Below are 21,739 nucleotides of genomic sequence, written 5' to 3' on the forward strand. Positions count from 1 at the left end.
TACATCTGTTTATAATAGCATTTTTTCAATTGCAATTCTATTTATCAGAATTAACAAAATAATTATGGATACTGTATTTGCCCTAGCTGTGCATTCGTTTCCACATCGATATATTCAAACGTGATAGATGGTGTCAATCCTTTATAAAGCTGATAGTACATCGCATCAATAACAAGCTCCGTTTCGTTAATCGCTAAAAAGCCACAATTAAAATATTGCTCTGCGGTTACGTAACAACGAATGATGCGATAATGCTCATCGTAGTCAATTTTCTCATACGCACCATATAACAAATCGATTTCCCCTACATCTACCTGCTGCTGAAATAATGTTAAGTATGATTCAAACTCGGCAATTGCTTGTTCTCGATGTTCCTTTGTCATATACAAATGCACTTCATCACCGATAATTTCGACGTGCTGAATCCGCTTTGGATCATGATTTTTATATTGTGCAGACGTTCCGAAAATGCCATTTGGAATCGTCACCGTAACATATAGTAATGTCATCTGTTCATTTTTGCCCATGTTTTCCACCTCAACTTTACTTCATTACTTTTTTATACCCACTCTCAAACGAACTATTCGTGTACAATATTAATTCAATCCGTTAGGCGCACCGTTTTCTTTATTCACACACTTAAAACGCAAAATCAATACTATATACCTAAAAAAATTCTATTGTTGCGCAACATCTATTCCAGAATCGGCGCTTGCTATATGTGAATGTGTTTCTGAAATGGAGGCGGTGACTTCTGCGGGACAAGCAAAAATCTTTTCTGTCTCGAGTAACCGCAGAGGCCGCGGAACAAAGGCTACGTTCGTCGCGTCCATGCGACAACGCCTTCGTAACAGACATCGTGTCACCCTCCGCGAAAAGCGTCTGCCGAAATGAAAGAACAATGAAGAACAGATTTTGGTCGAAAGCCGTTGCGCAAAAAAAATGGACAATCACTTCTATGTGACTGTCCATTCGTTCATCATTTTACGCTTGCACTTCGTCAAGTACACGCACAAATTGACCTTCGTTATAAGGGTAACCTGCTTTTGTAATTTTTACTTTCGTTAACTGTCCAATCATGTCTTCTGTACCTTCAAACACGATTTTTAAGTAGTTTGATGTGTAACCAACATATAAGTTTTCGTTATCCGCATCTTTAAAGCGCTCTTCTGGAATCACTTCTAATACGTCGCCTTCAAAGCGAGATGCATATTGCTTCGCTAATTGATCATTTAATGAAATGAGGCGGTGCACGCGTTCATTTTTCACATCTTCTGCAACAAAAATATCCTCCATACGTGCAGCTGGTGTACCTGTACGTGGTGAGAATGGGAAAACGTGTAGCTCTGAGAACTGATGATCTTTAATGAAGTTGTACGTTTCCATAAACTCCTCTTCTGTCTCACCTGGGAAGCCAACGATAACGTCCGACGTTACCGCTAAATCTGGCAGCGCATCCTCTAGCTTACGTAGACGCTCTGAGAAAAATTCCATCGTATATTTACGACGCATGCGCTTTAACACCGTATCTGATCCTGATTGAATTGGAATGTGTAAATGGTTTACGACGATGTTTGATTCCTTTAACACTTCAATGACTTCATCTGTTAATTGAGACGCCTCAATTGATGAAATACGTAAACGCTTTAGCCCTTTTACTTGCGCTTCCATATCGCGAAGTAATTGCGCTAAATTGTAATCTTTAAAGTCTTGTCCGTAGCCGCCTGTATGAATACCTGTTAAGACGATTTCTAAGTATCCTGCATCAACTAGCTGCTGCGCTTGGCGAATTACTTCTTGCGGATCACGTGAACGCATTAAACCACGTGCCCAAGGAATGATACAAAACGTACAGAAGTTGTTGCAGCCTTCTTGAATTTTCAGCGATGCACGCGTACGGTCTGTAAACGCTGGTACGTCTAGCTCCTCATATACGCGGTTTTTCATAATGTTACGCACCGCATTAATCGGCTCGCGCTCTTCTTTATATTGCTCGATTAAGCCAAGTAATTTCGTGCGGTCTTGCGTGCCGACAACGATATCTACACCTGGAATGGCCATAATTTCTGCTGGTGACGTTTGCGCATAGCACCCTGTTACACAAATAACCGCGTCTGGATTTTGACGCACAGCTCGACGAATAACTTGACGCGACTTCTTATCGCCCGTATTCGTTACAGTACATGTATTAATGACATATACATCGGTTTGCTGATCAAACTCTTTACGCTCATAGCCATCCTCTTTAAACAATTGCCAAATCGCTTCTGTTTCATAATGGTTTACTTTACAACCTAATGTGTGAAAGCTCACGGTTTTCAATCTATTTCATCCTTTCAACTGTTACCCTATATAAATTCAACGTTCTTTATAATAGCATAAACTCATGCATTAATCCTACCATTTCACTTTATTTCAGCGCGTGAAATTTCGGTAAAAAACAAGCATCAGCTAAACATGTTGCCACCTTCAGCTGATGCCGTTTATTCAAACTCGTACGAAATAGCTGCTAATGCGTAAAGTGGTGCTGTTTCAGCGCGTAAAATACGCGGACCGAGCGACATCGTTTGTGCACCTGCTGCAAGTAACGCCTCGGATTCCGAACGGGCAATGCCACCTTCTGGACCGAAAATGCATAAAATCGACGTCGCCTCACCTGCTAGTGCGCGCAGCTTATCGGCAAATTTCGTGCGCTCGCTTTGCTTTGCATCTTCCTCGTCTGCGATAAATACCGCATCGTAATGACTAATCGTTGCGACGAGCTGCTTAAACGAAATCGGATTTTCAATGACCGGTACGTGCGTGCGATGCGACTGCTCTGCCGCTTCGAGTGCAATTTTTTGGAGGCGCTCCGTCTTTTTCTCGCCTTTTTTATCGTCCCACTTCACAATCGAGCGCTCCGCCTTGAACGGTTGCAAGCTAAACATACCGAGCTCCGTCCCTTTTTGTGTAATGAGCTCAAGCTTATCACCTTTTGGTAAGCCACACGCAATTGTGACGCGTACTGGCATTTCAGGTGATGCGACAGTGCGACCTGTTTGTGCGACTGTCACGTCCTGCTCGATGTTTGTAATAGTGCAAATATGTGCTACCCCTTCGCTCACGACGATCACTTCATCGCCAACGTTCATGCGCATTACTTTTGCAATATGCTTCGCGCTGTCTCCTGTTAATGTCGCCTGCTCGTTCGTAAATGGTTGTTCATTAAAATAACGCTGCATGTCGTTTTCTCCTTTATGACAAAAAGGTGCCCAACAAACGGACACCTTCGTACTTTATTGTTACGCTTTACGTGCAATGATCGCAACCCAGTCTTCCATTTCAAGCACTTCTTCAATTGTGAAGCCTGATGCTTGTAATGCCGCTTTTACTTGGTCACGTTTTGCACCGATAATACCAGACGTTACGAATACGCCACCGTCTTTTACGATTGAGTACGCATCGTCTGTAAACGTCATAATAATTTCAGCTAAAATGTTTGCGACTACTACGTCTGCCGGTGCTTTTACTGTATCAAGTAAGTTGCCGTGATGCACATCGACAATATGATTTACTTTATTTAACTCAATGTTCTCGCGTGCCGAACGAACCGCCACCTCATCTAAGTCAAGCGCATGTACTGCTTTTGCGCCAAGAAGTGCCGCACCAATTGATAGCACGCCTGAGCCTGTTCCAACATCGACTACATCATCGCCCGCCTTTACAACTTTCTCAAGCGCCTGTAAACACATGACCGTCGTCGGATGCGTCCCTGTACCGAACGCCATACCTGGGTCAAGCTCGATAATTAGCTCGTCTGTTGCCACTGGTTTGTAATCTTCCCACGTTGGCACAACTGTAAAACGATTTGAAATTTTTACTGGGTGGTAATATTGCTTCCACGCTGTCGCCCAATCTTCTTCGTTTACTTCTGCCATCGTCACTGTATTGTCGCCGATATCGATGTTGAAATCTTTTAATGCGTCAATTGATAAGCGAATGCCTTCTACCGTTTCCGCAATAAAGCTTGATTCGGATAAATATGCTTTAATGATAACGCCTTGCATCGGGAAATCCTCTTGCTTTAATGCGTAAATTTCGCCAAATTGATCGGCGCGCTCTTTATCGAAATCGATTGAATCTTCAATCACGACACCACTTGCACCTGCTTCATGTAAAATATTTGATACAGCCTCAACTGCTTCGTTTGTTGTGTGGATTGATACTTCTGTCCATTTCACGATTCCCACTCCTATTCTATTGTTTCATGTGTGATCTATTTTACATACGTTGCTCTCCACATTGAGGCAAGCTTTCCATCGACGCAAATGCGTTATCAAAATGAAGATGATGCTGCAGCGCTGACCACCTTCCTTGAACGTCTTTACGACTAACTATTCCGACTGGAGTCCGCCTCTTGTTTCAAGCGGCAATGTCGAACAAAAATGATTGATCACTACATCGATTTATCCTTCTAATTGTGCAAGCTGTTCAAATAATTCGCGTTGTTTGGCACTAAGTTTGTCAGGCGTTTTCACTTGAATGACGACGTAATGGTCACCAATTTCTTGCTTTTTCGCAATGCCTTTTTGCTTTAATCGTAGCTTTGCGCCACTTTGCACACCGGCTGGTACGTTTAATGTGACTTCGCCCGTTAGTGTTTTCACCTTAATTTTCGTGCCGAGCGCCGCCTGTGAAAACGTCAGCGGTGCATCTGTATAAATGTCGAGCCCTTCACGACGAAACGTAGCGTGTGGACGAATGCTGCACGTAATCATAACGTCACCTCTCGCTCCACCATTTGTACCTTCGTAGCCTTGGTTCGCTAGACGTATTTTTTGTCCATCCTCAATACCTGCTGGAATGCTCACTTGCAATTGCTTACCGTTAATCGCAATCGTCGTTTTTTTACCAAGTGCGGCGTCTAAAAAGTCGATTACAAGCGTGTATGCATAATCGCGCCCTTTTTTTGGACGTGGCTGCGTGCGTGCATTGCCACCACCGAAGCTTGCATTATTGCCGAAAAATTGGCTAAAAATATCGCCCATCATATCGTCCATATTGCCAAAGCCGCCAAAATCATCGGCATCGTCAAACGTTGTACTGCGACCGAAGCCACCGCCAAATCCACCACCAAAATCAGAGCCTGCGCTAGAGCGACGGCCGAATGGAGATTCCTGCGTATAATCGTATTGCTCACGTTTTTTTGGATCACTTAATGTGTCGTACGCTTCGTTAATTTCTTTAAACTTGTCATTTGCGTCTGCTGCTTTATTTACATCAGGATGATATTTTTTAGATAGCTTACGAAATGCACTTTTAATTTCATCAGCCGTCGCTGTTTTCGATACACCTAATACGTCATAATAGTTTCGTTTTGCCATACATGTACGCCTCGCTTTGTCGTTGGAATCGTTACATTTTAAGCATGTTGGTTAACCAGTAAGGCTGCACGCGCTCTGCCTCTACAATACAGCATCGATTTCCTTTTTGCAGTTAAAGAACAAATGATTCAGCTATATAAAATGGCTAATCAACAGACCTGTTATCATACATTTCTTCGCGCTCTTTACAGGCTTTCAACAGGCATCATATTCGTCTTTTTACTCACCTTTAATGCGCTTTTTAATGCGGTCAAACAATGAGCTGCCGTGTTCTTCTGGAATGTCACCGCTAATTTCGGCAAACTCGCGCAGTAGCTCTTTTTGACGCTCGCTTAAATCTTGAGGTGTTTGCACTTTAATGATGACGTGTTGATCGCCTTGACCGTAGCCGTGTACGTTTTTAACCCCTTTGCCTTTTAAGCGCATTTGTGTATTTGATTGCGTACCTGCTGGAATGCGTAGCTTCACTTTGCCGTGTACAGTTGGCACTTCTAGCTCATCACCGAGTGCAGCTTGCGCAAACGTAATGTGTAGCTCGTAGTAAATATCGTCGCCGTCACGCTCGAAATGCTCGTGATTGCTTACGCGGAACACGATGTATAAATCACCTGATGGGCCACCGTTAAAGCCTGGCTCCCCTTGTCCTGATACGCGTAATTGTTGCCCATCATCGACACCAGCTGGAATCGATACTTTAATTTTTTTGCGCACTTTTACTTTACCAGCGCCGTGACATGTCGTACATTTGTCTTTAATAATTTTTCCTTCACCGCGACAAGTGCGACACGTCGTACGGTTCATCATGCGCCCAAATGGCGTATCAACAGCTTGGTTTACTTCACCAACACCGCCGCACGTACCACATGTCGTTACGTCTGAGCCAGGTTTTGCGCCTGTTCCGCTACATGTTGTACAGTTTTCTTCTTTTGGAATTTCAATTTCTGTTTCTTTACCGAATACTGCGTCCATGAAGCTAATGTTCATGCGGTATTGTAGGTCATCCCCTTTACGTGGTGCATTCGGGTCACGTCGACCACCGCCGCCAAAGAACGAGCTGAAAATATCGTCGAAGCCGCCAAATCCGCCTCCACCACCGAAGCCGCCAGCACCTGGGTCTTGATGTCCGAATTGGTCATAGCGCGATTTCTTTTGTGGGTCTGATAATACTTCATATGCTTCTGCAATTTCTTTAAACTTTTCATCCGCACCCGCTTCTTTATTAATGTCTGGGTGGTATTGCTTTGATAGCTTACGATAAGCTTTTTTAATTTCGTCGGCTGACGCTGATTTTGTTACGCCAAGCACTTCATAATAATCACGTTTACTCATTGTTCACTCTCCGCCTCTTTAACATAAAGGTTATTGTATCATGTACGCGTCGTTACAACACGCATTTTATCTGGAAATTGCTGTACTCAAAGCGAATACTATACTACGTTCGTTTTACATAGATGGTGAATGAAGGGCTTGCGAAATGAAACGGCTCTCCATCTGTATAAACACCTCACGAAAAAGCCAAAGCCGTTAATACCGGTCTTTGGCTTTCGTGTCGTGCATTATTTAACGATTTTCGCCTTGCTTTCTAAGGTCGAGGCAGTCTTTTCCGCGGGCGTGGTGCGAGCCTCCTCGCTACGCTGTCGGGTCTTTCACTCACGCTTTTCCCGCTGGAGTCCGCCTCTTGTTTCAAGCAACGATTACTTGTCGTCTTTTACTTCCTCAAACTCAGCGTCTACAATGCCGTCGTCTTTTTTATCAGCTTCTTGTGCGCCGTTGAAACCTTCGCCGCCTTGTGCTGCTTGTTGAGCTGCTGCTGCTTGCTCATACATTTTTACGATTAATGGCTGTAAAATGCCTTCTAATTTTTCTTTGCCAGCTTTAATTGCTTCGATGTCGTCGCCTTCTAACGCTTTTTTCAGCTCATCGCGTGCATCTTCTACTGATTTTTTCTCTTCTTCGTTAATGTTTTCGCCTAAGTCAGCAACTGTTTTGTCCACTTGGAATGCAAGTTGGTCTGCTTCGTTGCGCACTTCTGCTTCTTCTTTACGCTTCGCATCTGCTTCTGCGTTTGCTTCTGCGTCTTTTACCATTTTTTCGATCTCTTCTTCTGTTAAACCAGAATCAGATTGGATGACGATCGTTTGCTCTTTGTTTGTACCTAAGTCTTTTGCTTTAACTGATACGATACCGTTTTTGTCGATGTCGAACGTTACTTCGATTTGTGGTACGCCACGTGGTGCTGGTGGAATATCAGATAATTGGAAGCGACCTAATGTTTTGTTGTCTGCTGACATCGGACGCTCACCTTGTAATACGTGAATGTCTACTGCTGGTTGGTTATCCGCTGCTGTAGAGAATACTTGTGATTTAGACGTTGGGATCGTTGTGTTGCGCTCGATTAATTTCGTGAACACGCCGCCCATTGTCTCAATACCAAGTGATAACGGTGTTACGTCAAGTAATACGACACCTTCTACGTCACCAGTTAATACGCCACCTTGTACTGCTGCACCCATCGCTACTACTTCGTCTGGGTTTACGCCGCGGTGTGGGTCTTGGTTTGTTTCTTTTTTGATTGCTTCTTGTACTGCTGGAATACGAGTAGAACCACCAACTAAAATCACTTTGTCTAAGTCAGAAGCTGAAAGACCAGCATCTTTTAATGCTTGGCGAGTTGGGATGATTGTACGCTCTACAAGATCGCGTGTAATGTCATCGAATTTCGCACGAGATAAAGTTGTTTCTAGGTGTAATGGACCTGCTTCTCCAGCTGTGATGAACGGTAATGAAATTTGAGTTGTCGTTACACCTGATAAGTCTTTTTTCGCTTTTTCAGCTGCATCTTTTAAACGTTGCATCGCCATTTTGTCTTTTGATAAGTCGATGCCGTTTTCTTTTTTGAATTCTTCTACTAAGAAATCGATAATTTTCGCGTCGAAGTCGTCACCACCAAGTTTGTTGTCACCTGCTGTTGCTAATACTTCGAATACGCCATCACCTAATTCAAGAATTGATACGTCGAACGTACCGCCACCTAAGTCGAATACTAAGATTTTTTGGTCAACGTCTTGTTTATCTAAACCGTATGCTAACGCTGCTGCTGTTGGTTCGTTAATGATACGCTCTACTTCAAGACCTGCGATTTTACCAGCGTCTTTTGTTGCTTGACGTTGTGCATCGTTGAAGTAAGCTGGTACAGTAATGACTGCTTTCGTTACTTTTTCGCCTAAGTAATCTTCAGCGTAGCCTTTTAAGTATTGTAAAATCATTGCTGATACTTCTTGTGGTGTGTACTCTTTATCTTCAGCTTTCACTTTTTCAGAAGTACCCATTAATGATTTAACTGAAATGATTGTGTTTGGGTTTGTTACTGCTTGACGCTTTGCTACTTCCCCGACTTGTTTTTCACCGTTTTTGAATGCTACAACAGATGGCGTTGTACGGTTACCTTCTGGGTTTGGAATTACGACTGGCTCGCCGCCTTCTAATACAGATACACAAGAGTTTGTTGTCCCTAAGTCAATACCGATAATTTTGCTCATAATTGAAAAATCCTCCTAAGTTTGTGTGTTAATCTATTCGTTTCACTGTCAGCTGTTCACATCGTGCGGCTCGCGTTCCTGGGGCTCGGCTCAAGCCTCCTCACCGCGAGCGGTTGCGGGGTCTTGAGTCACGAGCTTTTCCCCTAGGAGTCTCGCCGCACGCTCACAGCCTTTACTTTACTAAACAATTACTCATTTACAGATACCATTGACGGGCGTAATACGCGGTCTTTTAGTTGGTAGCCTTTTTGTAACTCTTTTAAGACGATGCCAGAAGCTTGCTCTGGATCGCTTTCTTGCATCACTGCTTGGTGTACATTTGGATCGAATTCTGCGCCAACCGCCGGGATAATGCTTAATCCTTCTTGTTCGGTTGCGGCGATTAACGTTTTGTAAACCATTTCGACACCTTTATATAAAGCTTGTGCATCTTCAGAAGATACGTCTACTTGCATTGCACGCTCAAAGTTATCTAATACTGGAAGAAGCTCTGTTAATAACGCTTGTGCGCGGTATTTTTCAGCCGCTTGACGGTCTTGTACAGCGCGGCGACGTTGATTGTCGAAATCTGCTCGTAAACGTAAGTAGCGGTTTTCTTCTTCTTCTAGTTTTGCTTTTAATTCATCAATTTCAGCTTGAAGTTTTTGCTCCTCTGTAAGCTCGACTGCTTCTTCTGTTGCCTGTTCTTCAGCTGCTGGCGCTACATCTTCTGCTACTTGTGCTTCTTGATTTTGCGCTTCATTTTTCATTTCCTCTGACACAGTTCATCCTCCTCTTATACATTTGGCCCTAAATAATTTCTTGAAAGCTCTTGTCTCATAAAATCAAGTAGTGCCACAACACGTTGGTAATCCATCCGTGTAGGACCGATAATAGCAATCGCTCCTTCTTCATGCTCACCTGTCATAAACGACGCGGTGATGATGCTGCAATCCTCCATCGCAAAATGATTATTTTCTGTACCGATGCGAATTTCGATATTGCTGTTTGCTGGACGAATGATCGATGGCACTTCATTGCTTGCTTCATCCATCATGTCCATTAAGGAACGAATTTTTTCTAAATCATGAAACTCCGGCTGATTTAAAATATTCAACTTGCCACCATATACGAGTTTACCGTTTGACACATCATCCGACTGCTTAAAGAAACTACGAATGAAATGCTCGATATTTCCTACATGCTTGCTTACTAAATGCATCACTTCAGTTTCCATTTTTTTATGCACGTCCGAAAGCGGAATGCCGACGAGACGTTCATTTAAAATATTGACCATTTTCTCAAGCTCATGTGCTGCGAGCTCTGCTGGTAACGACACAAGTCGATTTTCAACATGCCCGTTGTCCGTCACAATAATTGCAACTCCATTTGTTGCTGTGAGCGGTACGAGTGAGAATTTTTTTACGCGATGCGAGCTACTTGATGGTCCAAGCAATATCGATGTATATGACGTCAACTCCGATAAAATCGTGGCAGTTTTACGAATGACCTGTTCCATTTCCATCATCTGGTCTGAAAAGATTGATTGGATTTGGCGAATGTCTTCTGCTGTAATTACTTGTGGCTTCAACAGATGGTCGACATAAAAGCGATACCCTTTTTGAGAAGGTACACGACCTGAAGACGTATGTGTTTTTTCTAAAAACCCGAGTTCTTCAAGGTCTGCCATTTCATTTCGAATTGTAGCAGGACTAAATGTAATGTCTGCACGCTTCGAGATTTGTCGAGAGCCAACTGGCTGAGCTGACGTAATAAAATCATCTACAATTACTTGCAAAATCTGTAACTGTCGACTTGATAGCATATTCATCACCTCTGTTAGCACTCATCTATATGGAGTGCTAATACTGTTTTTAATTTACCAAAGGGATGTGAAACTGTCAACGAAATCGACACACTTTTTATAATAAAAATTGTTGGAATACTTCATTGCCGATAAAACGACCACGTCTCGTTAAACGCACACCGTCTTCATCGTGAATTAAACGCTCCAACTCCACTTCCGACGCGATGACGTCACCGAACACGTCGATCATCGGCACGCCAAACTTTCGCATAAATTCGTCATGTGTCACGCCGTCCGTTTTGCGCAGCCCTAAAAACATTTGCTCCTCTAAACGTTCGTCACGCGTCACCGTATGCTCGTGAATCACTGGCTTTTGTCCGCTAGCAACAGCATCCATATATTTTTTGATTGGGCCATGATTCGAATAGCGCACGCCGTCTACATAACCGTGAGCCCCTGCGCCAAAGCCTGCGTATTCATCGTTGTCCCAATAAATTTTATTATGAACCGATGCGTAGCCGTCCTTAGCGAAGTTGCTAATTTCGTACTGCTTTAAGCCGTGGCGCTCCATCTCGTCAATTAAATGCCCATACATCGTCGCCTCTAAATCCTCTGTCGGCAGCGCGAGCTTTCCTTTATTGTATTGAATGTAAAATACCGTCTTTGGCTCGACAAGTAGCGAGTACGCCGAAAAATGCGGCAAATTGAGCGTCATCGCCGTTTGTAGCGTATGTTGCCACTGTTCAAGCGTTTGGTTTGGCAAGCCGTACATTAAATCGATGCTAATGTTTGTAAAGCCTACTTCTTTTGCAAGCGCCACTGTTTGAAACACGTGCTCGTTGCTATGTGTGCGCCCAATTTTTTTTAGCAACCCTTCATCAAATGACTGCACGCCCATGCTTAAACGATTGACGCCGCCAGCAAAGAGCGCCTCTAGCTTGTCTCGGCTTAGCTCATCTGGATTAGCTTCTGACGTAAACTCGACGACTGTCTGTTGCGGAATGTACGTACGCACAAGCTCAAGCAGTCGCGTAATTTGCGCTGCTGTTAATGCAGTCGGTGTGCCACCACCTAAAAAGATCGTCTCGACATCGTTAAAGCGACCTGGCTGCTCCGTCGCATACAGGCGCAGCTCCTCGCCGACACTCTCAATATATGCATCAACCGGTTGATTTTTAAAAAACACTTTATTGAAGTCACAATAATTACAAATTTGATGACAAAATGGTATATGGATGTATACTCCACGAATCCCCATATGTTGTTTCCCTACTTTCTTTCACACATTGCTCTAAGTTTAACATTGTCGCTTCGTTTCAGCACGAAATGCCTCTTGTAGACTTTTTTACTACCATTTGTTCCTTTTACATAATTATAAACATCTACTATACTGAAAATAGCTGAAAAGTTTCGTCCTTTTTAAGATTATGCATAGTCTTTTTCGGGCATTAATACAATAAGTTTTATCAGGTCTGTTGATTAGCTATTTTTATACAGCTGAATTGCTTGTTTTTAGTAGCAAGACGGAGATGAACGCTGCATTTTTGTGGCATGGAGCGGGTGGCGAGACTCCTTGGGGAATAGCTCGTGCCTCAAGACCCCGTAAGCCTCGACATAGGAGAGGCGCGGAGGCTTGAGCCGAGCCCCAGGAAAGCGAGCCACCATACGCGAAATGCCAGTTGAACGGCTAATCAACACGCTTGAAGTTTTATTTTAGTAAAGGAGGTGTGGTATGGACGCGACGTCAATTCCATCACCGTATGAGCAAATAAAAAAAACGGTCGACACTGCACATTTATTATCCAATGAAGGACGCTATGAGGAGAGTATTCCAATGCTGCGAGTAGCAAAGATGGATTTCGAGGCAATAGGCTGCTATATCGACGTATTGCATTGCCATATCATGCTTGCAAAAGATTTTTTTCATATCGGTGATTTAAAAAGTGCTTTTCAGCTTGTCAATGAGTACGAGCCGCTTTGTGCTCGACACCAAGTAACACCAGATTACGCAAAGCTTTATCCGATGCTCGGACTACTTTATGCCAATCGCCAGCAATACGAAAAAGCTAAAAACTATTTCCGCGAGTCGTATTTGCTTGGTTTTAAAGAGCAGGACTATGCAACAGCGGCGCATAGCTTAAATTTATACGCAAGCTTAACGTTTAACGAAAAGCAATTCGACGAAACACTCGCGGCTGTAGATTTAGCAATTGAATGCATTGATCGTGCAACCTTATCGCTGCCAGTTGAACTTTGCTGTGCGAAAAATTTAAAAATTCGTGCACTTCTTGCTCAGCATCGACTGGCTGATGCAAAGCATGTGTTTGATTCGATTAACGGGCGCGACTTTTATCACTCCGCCGCAAAGGAGCTTGCAAACACGTATAATTTATATGCGTTGTATTACACGCTTTTAGAAGAATTTGAACAAGCTTTCCGTATGCAAAAGCAGGCGGTGCGACTATTCCGTGAGCATCAAATTAAAGACTACCAGCTGCTAGCGACGATGCTTGAGCAGCAGCTAACGATTGCGAAAAAACTAAACAATATCGACAAAGTGCTCATTACGTATGAAGAATATGTCGAGGCATTAAAAGCACTTATCGAATATAACGCCAATGAGGAATTTGCACTCGCCTCAGCGAATCAGCAAATGGTCGAAATTAAAGAGCAAGCGGAGCGCGATTCGTTAACAGGCATTTACAACCGCCGCTATTTAGAAGATACTGCGAGCCAGTGGATTGAAAAAGCGCATGAAACGAACGACAACGTGACGATTGCGCTATTTGATATCGATAAGTTCAAGCGTATTAATGATACGTACGGGCATTTAGCGGGCGATCACGTCATTCAATATTTAGCGATGAAATGCAAAAAAAATGTCGTAGAAGAAACGACGATTGTAGCACGCTACGGCGGCGATGAATTTGTCGTCGTCTTCAAACAGCTCACACCGCTTGAAGGGCTAGAGCGCGCAGAAAATTTATTTACTTTGCTATCGTCACTCGTCGTCGATTTTGAAAAAATCAAAATTCCGATTTCTGTTAGTATGGGAGTTGCCCATACGCAAGTGCATAACGTGCATACGTTTAAACAAGCGTTACAAGCAGCTGATGAAGCGCTCTATGCTTCGAAGCAAAACGGACGCGGTCGCTTAACGGTGGCGCAAAAAAAAGAGGTGTAACGAAAATTCGTTACACCTCTTTCAACATTTATTTTGAATCGTCCATTTTCAGCACTGCCATGAATGCTTCCTGTGGTACTTCTACTGAGCCGACTTGCTTCATACGCTTCTTACCTGCTTTTTGCTTATCAAGTAATTTACGCTTACGTGAAATGTCACCGCCGTAACATTTTGCAAGTACGTTTTTACCCATCGATTTAATCGTTGAACGCGCAATAATTTTTTGTCCAATTGCTGCTTGTACCGGCACTTCGAATTGCTGACGTGGAATTAATTCTTTTAACTTTTCTACAATTACTTTGCCACGCTCGTATGCAAAGTCACGGTGTACGATAAAGCTTAATGCATCGACTTGCTCACCGTTTAATAAAATGTCCATCTTGTTTAACTTCGATGGTTTATAGCCGATTAGCTCGTAGTCAAATGACGCATAGCCTTTCGTGTTCGACTTTAAGAAGTCAAAGAAGTCATAAACGATTTCTGCAAGTGGCATTTCGTACACGATTTTTACGCGCGTATCGTCGATGTAGTCCATTCCTGAGAAGTTACCGCGTTTCTTTTGACAAAGCTCCATTACTGCCCCAACGTAATCATTTGGCACCATAATTGTCGCCTTTACGTATGGCTCTTCAATTTGGTCAATTTTTTGTGGGTCGGGCATCATTGACGGGTTATCGACGTTTAATACGCTGCCATCTGTTTTCGTTACTTGGTAAATTACAGATGGTGCCGTCGTAATTAAGTCGATGTTAAACTCACGCTCAATACGCTCTTGAATAATTTCCATGTGTAATAAGCCTAAAAATCCACAACGGAAGCCGAAGCCTAGCGCCTGTGATGTTTCAGGCTCATATTGCAATGCTGAGTCGTTTAACTCTAGCTTTTCTAACGCTTCACGTAAATCGTTATATTTCGCTGTGTCGATTGGATACAAACCGCAATATACCATAGGATTCAGCTTACGGTAGCCTGGTAGCGCCTCTGCTGCTGGATTGTTCGCAAGCGTCACCGTATCCCCTACACGCGTATCTTGTACATTTTTAATCGATGCTGTTAAATAGCCTACGTCACCAACTGTTAACTCTGCTTGTGGCACAACTTTTGGCGTGTGAATACCGACTTCGATTACTTCAAACTCCGCGCCTGTAGCCATCATACGAATCGTATCGCCCGCTTTAACTGTACCGTTGACGATACGAATTGAAATGATAACCCCTTTGTACGGGTCGTATACTGAGTCGAAAATTAACGCTTGTAGCGGCGCATCTGGGTCTCCCTCTGGCGCTGGTACTTTTTCAACGATTTGCTCTAAAATATCTTCAATGCCGATGCCTGCTTTTGCAGAAGCAAGAACCGCCTCTGATGCATCTAAGCCGATTACGTCCTCTACTTCTCCACGCACACGCTCTGGATCTGCTGCTGGCAAGTCAATTTTATTAATAACCGGTAAAATTTCTAAGTTGTTATCAAGCGCTAAATAAACGTTTGCTAACGTTTGCGCTTCAATTCCTTGCGCTGCGTCAACAACTAAAATCGCGCCTTCACATGCTGCTAATGAACGTGATACTTCATACGTGAAATCGACGTGCCCTGGCGTGTCGATTAAGTGGAACGTATAAATTTCGCCGTCCTTTGCTTTATACTTTAACTGTACGGCATTTAATTTAATTGTAATACCGCGTTCACGCTCTAAATCCATCGAATCTAGTAATTGTGATTTCATTTCACGCTGCGTTACCGTTTGTGTTTTTTCTAATAAACGGTCAGCTAGCGTCGATTTTCCGTGGTCAATATGCGCGATAATCGAGAAGTTACGGATGTTCTCTTGGCGCTTTAAGCGATCTTGTCGATTCATGTATTTTCACTCCTGCTTTAAACTAAATTGAATTATACTATGGATTTTATACGTACGACAACAAGCGACATGCACAAATATCCGTTGCCCGCCCATTGTAACTAACCTTATTATTATAACGGTTTCTGTACGAACAAGCGACTACTATGTCAAACTTTTTCATCATGAAAGAAAGTTACGAAAATTCTTACTATACTTTTCTTAAGAAATTATAGTAGCAAAACGGCGACATTTCGTTTAGAATTAACAACAATTACTATTGATGAGCGAACAGCGCTTATGTTAGTATACATTTTGCGTGTCAAGTAAATATTCTTTGCGTTTATGTATTGCAATTATGTTCTACGTTTGGTAGAATGATTTTTGTTGTATTGACACATGAAATAAAAATGAGAAGAAATCATCTCGTACCTATTTTAGGAGGTGAAAGTTATGCCAAACATTAAATCTGCTATTAAACGTGTAAAAGTTGCTGAGAAAGCACAAGCTGCAAATGCACATGCTAAATCTACAATGCGTTCTACAGTGAAAAAAGCTGAGCAAGCATTAGTTGCTGGTGCTGAAAACGCGCCACAATTAGTTGCTGCTGCTTCTAAAGCACTTGATAAAGCTGCTTCTAAAGGTCTTATTCACAAAAACGCTGCAGCTCGTAAAAAATCACGTCTTGCTACTAAATAAGCATCATGTGTAAGAGACAATCCATCTGGGTTGTCTCTTTTTCGTTGTTTGAGAGAGTTGCTCTACACTACCGAGGCAGGCTTTCCGCGGGCATGGCCTGAACCTGTAGTCTCAAGCTCATGCTTTTCCCGCTGGAGTCCACCTCGTTTGTTACGAGCAACTACTCCTACTCCGCGCTCTTGCATGTTGATACACCTTTCAATTGGCAGTCGCGGTTTGCCAATACAATGCAGCATCAATATCAGTTTTACTGCTACAAACAAGCCATTCAGCTGAATTAAGATGGCGTATCATCAGAGCGGGCATAATCATTCATCAAAAAAAATATCACTCGAAACAAGTTAGTCTCGAATGATACTCCTTTTATTATTTATAACGGCTGAATTAAAAACAGCTCTAAATGTCGCTCCCTGTTGCCGCCGGTCGTCTTCAGCTTTAAATCAACTTCTGCTAAGCGATGTAAAGCCTTCAGTAAGCGCTCCTCGGTCGGACGTTTGCGATTTTCGACCATGAGCTTCACACGGTACGGATGAAGCTTCAGCTGCTTCGCAATTTGCTGTGGATGATAGCCCTTTTGTTCTAAATAATACACATGATTCATCGTTCGAATATTAGATGCGAGCAACCCAACAAGCATAATAGGCTCTTCCTTTTGGCGCAATAAATCGTGATAAATCGTCACCGCAGTTATAATGTCGCGCGCTAAATAGGCGTTTAATAGTTTAAACGCATCGTGCTCTAACGTTTTAGCGACTAAGTTCTCGACGACTTGTGCGTCAATGACATCGCCTTCTACAAACAATAATAGCTTTTCTATTTCAAGTCGAAGCTGCAGCATATTCGCACCGACCATATCAATGAGCTTACCGACTGCATCATCAGTAATGCGTCCTTGCTGCGCTGCAATTTCTTGCTGAATCCACACCGCCAAATCGTTCTCCTTTAGCTGTGTTGCTTCTAAAAGGATGGCGTGCTTTTTCATCAGCTTCGTCACTTTTTTTCGTTCATCTAATTTTTCATACGGAGCTACAAAAACGGTTACACATTGCTCTGTCGGATGTTCTAGCCATGCTTCTAAGCGAGATAAGTCGTGTTCAATCTTCTCTTTTCCCTTTTCTGTTGCACGCAAAAAACTCGCATTGCGCGCAACGACAAGCTTACGATCCGAGAAAAATGGAATGGTGTCCGCTTCGTCGATCACAAAATCCACAGGCTGCTCCGCGCAATCAAATTGTGCGTATTCGCCGTCTTCTCCACCTAGTGCTGCTCGTAGCTTCGAAATTGTCTCATCGACATAGTACGCTTCTTCGCCGACAAGTAAATAGACAGGAGCGATGTTGCCTTTTTGAATGTCGCGCCAAACTTTTGAAAACATTTGTCCACCTTCACTTTCTGTCTATCGTATTATACCGCTTGCATCGTTTTTTGCCTACCTCAAATTAACGGTAGCTTTTTACATTTAACTATTTTATACTTTAAGCAATGAGTTTGCTCGAAAAACCATTTTTCCTATTCATATCGCGCAAACCAATTACCGTGAAGGAGGAATGAGCATGGCACAACAACATGAACCATTACCTGAAACACACAATCCATTTGAACGTGAAAACATCAACTGTAACCGTAACGATGCGATCGATGCAGGTATGGGCTTCGTCGTCTCGTTTGGTTTCTTTTCAACAATGTTCATTATCGCAACCATTATTCAATTCATCAACGCATAAAAAAAGGCATGAAGTGGTCAATTCCGCTTCATGCCCTTTTCGTATTAGTGTCGCTGTAGTCGCAGCTCGTCTCCAAGTGTTATTTTCAGCGTGCCGTCTATACCTGTTTGCCACATATATGACTGAGACGCCTTAAATCGCGCTACAACGTCTTCGTGTGGATGATTGTACCGATTGTTCTCTCCTGCTGTAAAAACGACGAGGCGCGGCGCTACCGTCTCGACAAATGATGGATGGCTCGACGTTTTACTGCCGTGATGCCCCGCTTTTAATACTGTAACGTTTTGCAGTAGCTCATCGTGCGCCTGCAACATGTCAAGCTCACCTGCCTCCTCGACGTCACCTGTTAATAAAACGCGGTGATTATTTGCCTCCATAAGCAGCACGAGCGACGAATTGTTGCCTTCATACTGCGCATTTTGTGGCCACATGTACGTAAATGACACATCGCCGTGCTGCCACACATCCCCTGCCATTTTCTCCTCTACTGGAATACGCTGCTTCATTACCTCTCCTACTACGTCTGCCATCGATGCATCATGTACGCTGTTTGGCGGTACGTGAATGCGTTTTACCCGCAACTCTTGCAACACTTCCTCCGCACCTTCTACGTGATCGGCATCGGCATGCGTTAAAACGAGCGCATCGATTTTACTAATACCTAGCCCTTTCATATACGGCACGACAATATCCCGTCCGACCTCAAACACATTCCCCTGCTTCCATTCCTCTTCGCTAAATCGTAGTAATCCCCCTGTATCGATGAGCATGACATGGCGCCTGTACGGCATTTCAATTAACGTCGCATCCCCTTGCCCAACGTTAATAAAATGCACAGTCGGCTCGCGCACCGACAATATGCTGACCGCTTCAATTAATACGACCGGCATCAATAAAAGCGGCACGACACGCGACCAATGCACTCGACGCTCAAAGCAAATAAACGTTGCGACAATGCAGACGTACGCCACAATGCAGCACCAAATCGGCGGCTGACCACTTACCCATTGCTGATATGGCAGTTCCCCTAGCCAATAAATAAATTGTTGTAGCGTCACGCGCATCGGCTCGTACAGCTTCATGAGCGGCGCGCCAATCTGTGTAGGCAAAACAAATAAAATGACGTTGATTGGCAAAATGATGAATGAAAATAGCGGAACGAACACGACGTTCGCAAAAAAGGAGGAAATCGATAGCGTATAAAAATGATATAGTAGTAGCGGATACGTTAACAGCTGACAAACGACCGTCACGATAAACGACTGCATCCAAAAATTGTCGTAACGCGCTAATAGACGAGCAGACATAATGAGCGCAAGTGACGCTAAATACGACAACTGAAAACCGACTTGAAATAGCGTGCCCGGATTGATGCATAAATACGCTAAACAACTTGCCGCAATAATTGTAAGTAACGGCAGCGGCTTGCGGAAAAACTGCGCGATTAACGCTATTTCAACAAAGCTCACCGCACGCCATACAGACGGCGCCCCCCCTGCAAGCACCCCGTATACTGGTAGTGCAATAAGCAGTATACTTTGCGCTACCTCTTTTCGTACACGACATATGATCATCGCCTCGTATAATAGCCACGCAAGTAACGCAATATGCAGCCCGGAAATGGCAAACAAATGCGTAATGCCGAGCGCTAAATATGCGCGTTGTGCCTCCTCCTCCGTCTCCTGCTGATCACCAAATAATAGCGCCTTCGCTTCTGGTGCAATGCTTTCTGGAAAGATGCGGTCAATGCGCTCATTTAGCTGAAAGCGCCACTTTGCTAAAAATGTCGCAATGGAATGCTTTGACGATTGCTCGTACCACGACGTGATTTCATAAATACCTTGCGCACGGTGCGAGCGAATGTAATCGATCATCTGAAAACTATACATATGGTTCGGCGTGCGCGGTGCAACGAGCTCACCTGTTGCAACGAACGTGCGCCCAGCTAAACTTATTGCTTGTAACTGCGCTTTTTCGTCCTCACTTTTCATTTCATATGTGACGTACAGCTTTTGACCACCTGCTGTTTTGACGAAGCCGCGCACTGTATCGCCGCGTATTGTATGGCGATCTGTCCACGTAATGACTTGCTGCTTTGCGACTTCATTCGTTAACGTATGCTGCACGTATTCGCTGTACGCAAAAAAGAGCAGCATGACGCCACATGTGACGACGTATTGCACGCGCGGATACTTTTTATAATATAACCAACATAAAATGAGCACATAGCTGCATAGCGCCGCCACATGCTCATAGCTTCCAACTACCCCGATGACTGCACTCAAAGTGGCAATAAACGTTTTATACGGATACTTGTTGTGCAAATAACTGTTTCACCCTTTGTTCATATGAGCTCAACGTTTCAGCACTCGCCCCTTCTGCACGTAACGCATTAAGTAGCTCGACGTACAGCTTTAGCTTGTCGTCTTGCAAAAAGTCAATTTTGCGCTCGTCAAACGGCACGTGTACAACGTCTACACCTGCACGTTCAAGCAACTGCTGGGCATATTCGTTATTTTTATAGTCGTTCGCATAAAAAATACGGCGAATACCGGCTTGAATGAGCGATTTCGTACACGGCAAACACGGAAAATGCGTCACATACACTGTCGCCTCATTCGTCGGTGTGCCATATTTCGCGCATTGCAGCAGCGCGTTCATTTCCGCATGAATCGTACGCACGCAATGATTGTCAACGACGTAGCACCCTTCATCGATGCAATGCTCATCGCCTGAAATCGAGCCGTTATAGCCCCCTGCGATAACACGATTATCGCGCACAACGATTGCTCCTACTGCTAAACGCGTACATGTGCTGCGCAGTGCTAGCAAGTGACTTTGTGCCATAAAAAATTGATCCCACGTAATACGTTCCATATAACAACCTCCACTTTTTCGTTCGTTATTAGTGTAGACGATTCAGAATTGTTTCACTAGTATTATTTCACCGTAATTAAATCCGCAAGCTGCTCAAATGTTTTATCACCAATACCTGTAACGTCCGTTAGCTGCTCAGGTGAAGTAAATGCACCGTTTTCCTCGCGGTGGCGAATAATTGCTTGTGCCTTCGACGGACCGATGCCCGGTAGCGTTTGTAAATCACTGTCGCTTGCAGTATTAATATTGATAAGCGAGCTTGTCGCATTTGATGAAGCGCTCGATGTAAATGTTGCTGCACTCGCAATGACCGGCATTTCTTCGCCTTCAAGCGGCACGTAAATGACGAGCGCATCCGTTAGCTTTTCGGCATGATTAATGAGCGTGCTATCGGCGCCATCTACATAGCCACCTGCTGCGTTAATCGCATCGATCACACGCTGCTCGTCCGTTAATGTATACACACCTGGACTGCGAACAGCACCTTTTACATCGACGACAATCGACGCAGGCTGCGGTACTTCTTCTTGAACGTCTTGTTCGATTGGTTGTTGTTCTGCTTGCTGTAATGGTAAGGTTGTGTCGGTCGGCTCACTGCGACCTGTGAAGAAAAAAATGAGGAATAGTAAAAGGGCGGCTGCTGGTATGGCCGCATATTTCATCCATTGTTGCATCGCGTCCTCCTTTTACGAAAAAAGAGGAATCGTTATATGGAGACAACTCCAATATAAAC

18 protein-coding genes are annotated in these 21,739 nt (G+C 43.7%); 3 read left to right on the forward strand and 15 right to left on the reverse strand.

The annotated features are described in order from the left end of the window. Positions 1-62: 62 nt before the first annotated feature. The 10 genes from A6K76_RS00080 to hemW all read right to left on the reverse strand — a co-directional run bounded on the left by A6K76_RS00080 (position 63) and on the right by hemW (position 11,946). Positions 63-527, reverse strand: a complete 465-nt coding sequence (locus A6K76_RS00080; RefSeq protein WP_066460914.1) for a hypothetical protein — start codon at positions 525-527, stop codon at positions 63-65. A gap of 457 nt (positions 528-984) precedes the next feature. Then, positions 985-2,322, reverse strand: coding sequence for a tRNA (N(6)-L-threonylcarbamoyladenosine(37)-C(2))-methylthiotransferase MtaB (gene mtaB, locus A6K76_RS00085; protein WP_066460915.1), 1,338 nt, complete (start codon positions 2,320-2,322; stop codon positions 985-987). A 161-nt stretch (positions 2,323-2,483) separates the two neighbouring features. After that, positions 2,484-3,221 carry a 16S rRNA (uracil(1498)-N(3))-methyltransferase gene (locus A6K76_RS00090; protein ID WP_066460916.1) on the reverse strand — a complete coding sequence of 246 codons (738 nt, stop codon included), beginning with the start codon at positions 3,219-3,221 and terminating at the stop codon, positions 2,484-2,486. Between the two features lie 60 nt (positions 3,222-3,281). Continuing rightward, positions 3,282-4,220 carry a 50S ribosomal protein L11 methyltransferase gene (gene prmA, locus A6K76_RS00095; protein ID WP_066460918.1) on the reverse strand — a complete coding sequence of 313 codons (939 nt, stop codon included), beginning with the start codon at positions 4,218-4,220 and terminating at the stop codon, positions 3,282-3,284. A gap of 225 nt (positions 4,221-4,445) precedes the next feature. Then, complete coding sequence (locus A6K76_RS00100; RefSeq protein ID WP_066460920.1) at positions 4,446-5,363, reverse strand: DnaJ C-terminal domain-containing protein; 918 nt, start codon at positions 5,361-5,363, stop codon at positions 4,446-4,448. A 219-nt stretch (positions 5,364-5,582) separates the two neighbouring features. After that, a complete protein-coding gene (gene dnaJ / locus A6K76_RS00105) occupies positions 5,583-6,692 on the reverse strand; it encodes a molecular chaperone DnaJ (protein WP_066460922.1) in 1,110 nt (369 codons plus the stop codon). A gap of 365 nt (positions 6,693-7,057) precedes the next feature. Then, positions 7,058-8,902, reverse strand: coding sequence for a molecular chaperone DnaK (dnaK, locus tag A6K76_RS00110; RefSeq protein WP_066460923.1), 1,845 nt, complete (start codon positions 8,900-8,902; stop codon positions 7,058-7,060). Positions 8,903-9,090: 188 nt separating this feature from the next. Then, positions 9,091-9,663: a nucleotide exchange factor GrpE gene (gene grpE, locus A6K76_RS00115; RefSeq protein WP_245671925.1), complete on the reverse strand. Its 573-nt coding sequence runs from the start codon at positions 9,661-9,663 to the stop codon at positions 9,091-9,093. A 14-nt stretch (positions 9,664-9,677) separates the two neighbouring features. Continuing rightward, positions 9,678-10,706, reverse strand: a complete 1,029-nt coding sequence (hrcA, locus tag A6K76_RS00120) for a heat-inducible transcriptional repressor HrcA (RefSeq protein ID WP_066460925.1) — start codon at positions 10,704-10,706, stop codon at positions 9,678-9,680. A gap of 97 nt (positions 10,707-10,803) precedes the next feature. Further along, positions 10,804-11,946, reverse strand: coding sequence for a radical SAM family heme chaperone HemW (gene hemW / locus A6K76_RS00125; RefSeq protein WP_066460926.1), 1,143 nt, complete (start codon positions 11,944-11,946; stop codon positions 10,804-10,806). 474 nt (positions 11,947-12,420) lie between these two features. Between hemW and A6K76_RS00130 the strand changes: the two genes are divergently transcribed. After that, a complete protein-coding gene (locus tag A6K76_RS00130; RefSeq protein ID WP_066460928.1) occupies positions 12,421-13,872 on the forward strand; it encodes a tetratricopeptide repeat-containing diguanylate cyclase in 1,452 nt (483 codons plus the stop codon). Between the two features lie 28 nt (positions 13,873-13,900). Here the strand turns inward: A6K76_RS00130 and lepA are convergent, their stop codons facing one another. After that, the gene (gene lepA, locus A6K76_RS00135) at positions 13,901-15,727 is read right to left on the reverse strand and encodes a translation elongation factor 4 (RefSeq protein ID WP_066460929.1); all 1,827 of its coding nucleotides are present in this window, start codon (positions 15,725-15,727) and stop codon (positions 13,901-13,903) included. A 432-nt stretch (positions 15,728-16,159) separates the two neighbouring features. Here lepA and rpsT point away from each other — a divergent pair, with 432 nt between their 5' ends. Then, positions 16,160-16,405: a 30S ribosomal protein S20 gene (rpsT, locus tag A6K76_RS00140; RefSeq protein WP_066460931.1), complete on the forward strand. Its 246-nt coding sequence runs from the start codon at positions 16,160-16,162 to the stop codon at positions 16,403-16,405. A gap of 370 nt (positions 16,406-16,775) precedes the next feature. Here the strand turns inward: rpsT and holA are convergent, their stop codons facing one another. Then, on the reverse strand, positions 16,776-17,780 hold the full coding sequence (gene holA, locus A6K76_RS00145; RefSeq protein ID WP_066460934.1) for a DNA polymerase III subunit delta: 1,005 nt from the start codon (positions 17,778-17,780) through the stop codon (positions 16,776-16,778). 178 nt (positions 17,781-17,958) lie between these two features. On the opposite strand from holA, the gene A6K76_RS16375 reads away from it, so the two are divergent. Further along, on the forward strand, positions 17,959-18,129 hold the full coding sequence (locus A6K76_RS16375) for a YqzM family protein (RefSeq protein ID WP_083995148.1): 171 nt from the start codon (positions 17,959-17,961) through the stop codon (positions 18,127-18,129). A 44-nt stretch (positions 18,130-18,173) separates the two neighbouring features. Here A6K76_RS16375 and A6K76_RS00150 read toward each other — a convergent pair whose 3' ends face one another. The 3 genes from A6K76_RS00150 to A6K76_RS00160 all read right to left on the reverse strand — a co-directional run bounded on the left by A6K76_RS00150 (position 18,174) and on the right by A6K76_RS00160 (position 21,680). After that, positions 18,174-20,453, reverse strand: a complete 2,280-nt coding sequence (locus A6K76_RS00150; RefSeq protein ID WP_083995150.1) for a DNA internalization-related competence protein ComEC/Rec2 — start codon at positions 20,451-20,453, stop codon at positions 18,174-18,176. After that, entirely contained in the window at positions 20,431-21,006 is a 576-nt protein-coding gene (locus A6K76_RS00155; RefSeq protein WP_066460937.1) for a ComE operon protein 2, read from the reverse strand. The genes A6K76_RS00150 and A6K76_RS00155 overlap by 23 nt, the downstream gene beginning before the upstream one ends. A 62-nt stretch (positions 21,007-21,068) precedes the next feature. Then, on the reverse strand, positions 21,069-21,680 hold the full coding sequence (locus tag A6K76_RS00160) for a ComEA family DNA-binding protein (RefSeq protein WP_066460939.1): 612 nt from the start codon (positions 21,678-21,680) through the stop codon (positions 21,069-21,071). Positions 21,681-21,739: the final 59 nt, after the last annotated feature.

Origin of the sequence: Caryophanon latum (genome assembly GCF_001700325.1) — a bacterium.
In the GTDB taxonomy this organism is placed as follows: Bacteria; Bacillota; Bacilli; order Bacillales_A; family Planococcaceae; genus Caryophanon; species Caryophanon latum.

What these genes read in the sequence shown, in the direction of transcription:
- A6K76_RS00080 (WP_066460914.1), bottom strand. Translation starts at nt 527, where the DNA reads ATGGGCAAAAATGAACAGATGACATTACTATATGTTACGGTGACGATT.
- A6K76_RS00090 (WP_066460916.1), bottom strand. Translation starts at nt 3,221, where the DNA reads ATGCAGCGTTATTTTAATGAACAACCATTTACGAACGAGCAGGCGACA.
- A6K76_RS00100 (WP_066460920.1), bottom strand. Translation starts at nt 5,363, where the DNA reads ATGGCAAAACGAAACTATTATGACGTATTAGGTGTATCGAAAACAGCG.
- dnaJ (WP_066460922.1), bottom strand. Translation starts at nt 6,692, where the DNA reads ATGAGTAAACGTGATTATTATGAAGTGCTTGGCGTAACAAAATCAGCG.
- dnaK (WP_066460923.1), bottom strand. Translation starts at nt 8,902, where the DNA reads ATGAGCAAAATTATCGGTATTGACTTAGGGACAACAAACTCTTGTGTA.
- hrcA (WP_066460925.1), bottom strand. Translation starts at nt 10,706, where the DNA reads ATGCTATCAAGTCGACAGTTACAGATTTTGCAAGTAATTGTAGATGAT.
- hemW (WP_066460926.1), bottom strand. Translation starts at nt 11,946, where the DNA reads ATGGGGATTCGTGGAGTATACATCCATATACCATTTTGTCATCAAATT.
- A6K76_RS00130 (WP_066460928.1), top strand. Translation starts at nt 12,421, where the DNA reads ATGGACGCGACGTCAATTCCATCACCGTATGAGCAAATAAAAAAAACG.
- lepA (WP_066460929.1), bottom strand. Translation starts at nt 15,727, where the DNA reads ATGAATCGACAAGATCGCTTAAAGCGCCAAGAGAACATCCGTAACTTC.
- rpsT (WP_066460931.1), top strand. Translation starts at nt 16,160, where the DNA reads ATGCCAAACATTAAATCTGCTATTAAACGTGTAAAAGTTGCTGAGAAA.
- holA (WP_066460934.1), bottom strand. Translation starts at nt 17,780, where the DNA reads ATGTTTTCAAAAGTTTGGCGCGACATTCAAAAAGGCAACATCGCTCCT.
- A6K76_RS16375 (WP_083995148.1), top strand. Translation starts at nt 17,959, where the DNA reads ATGGCACAACAACATGAACCATTACCTGAAACACACAATCCATTTGAA.
- A6K76_RS00155 (WP_066460937.1), bottom strand. Translation starts at nt 21,006, where the DNA reads ATGGAACGTATTACGTGGGATCAATTTTTTATGGCACAAAGTCACTTG.
- A6K76_RS00160 (WP_066460939.1), bottom strand. Translation starts at nt 21,680, where the DNA reads ATGCAACAATGGATGAAATATGCGGCCATACCAGCAGCCGCCCTTTTA.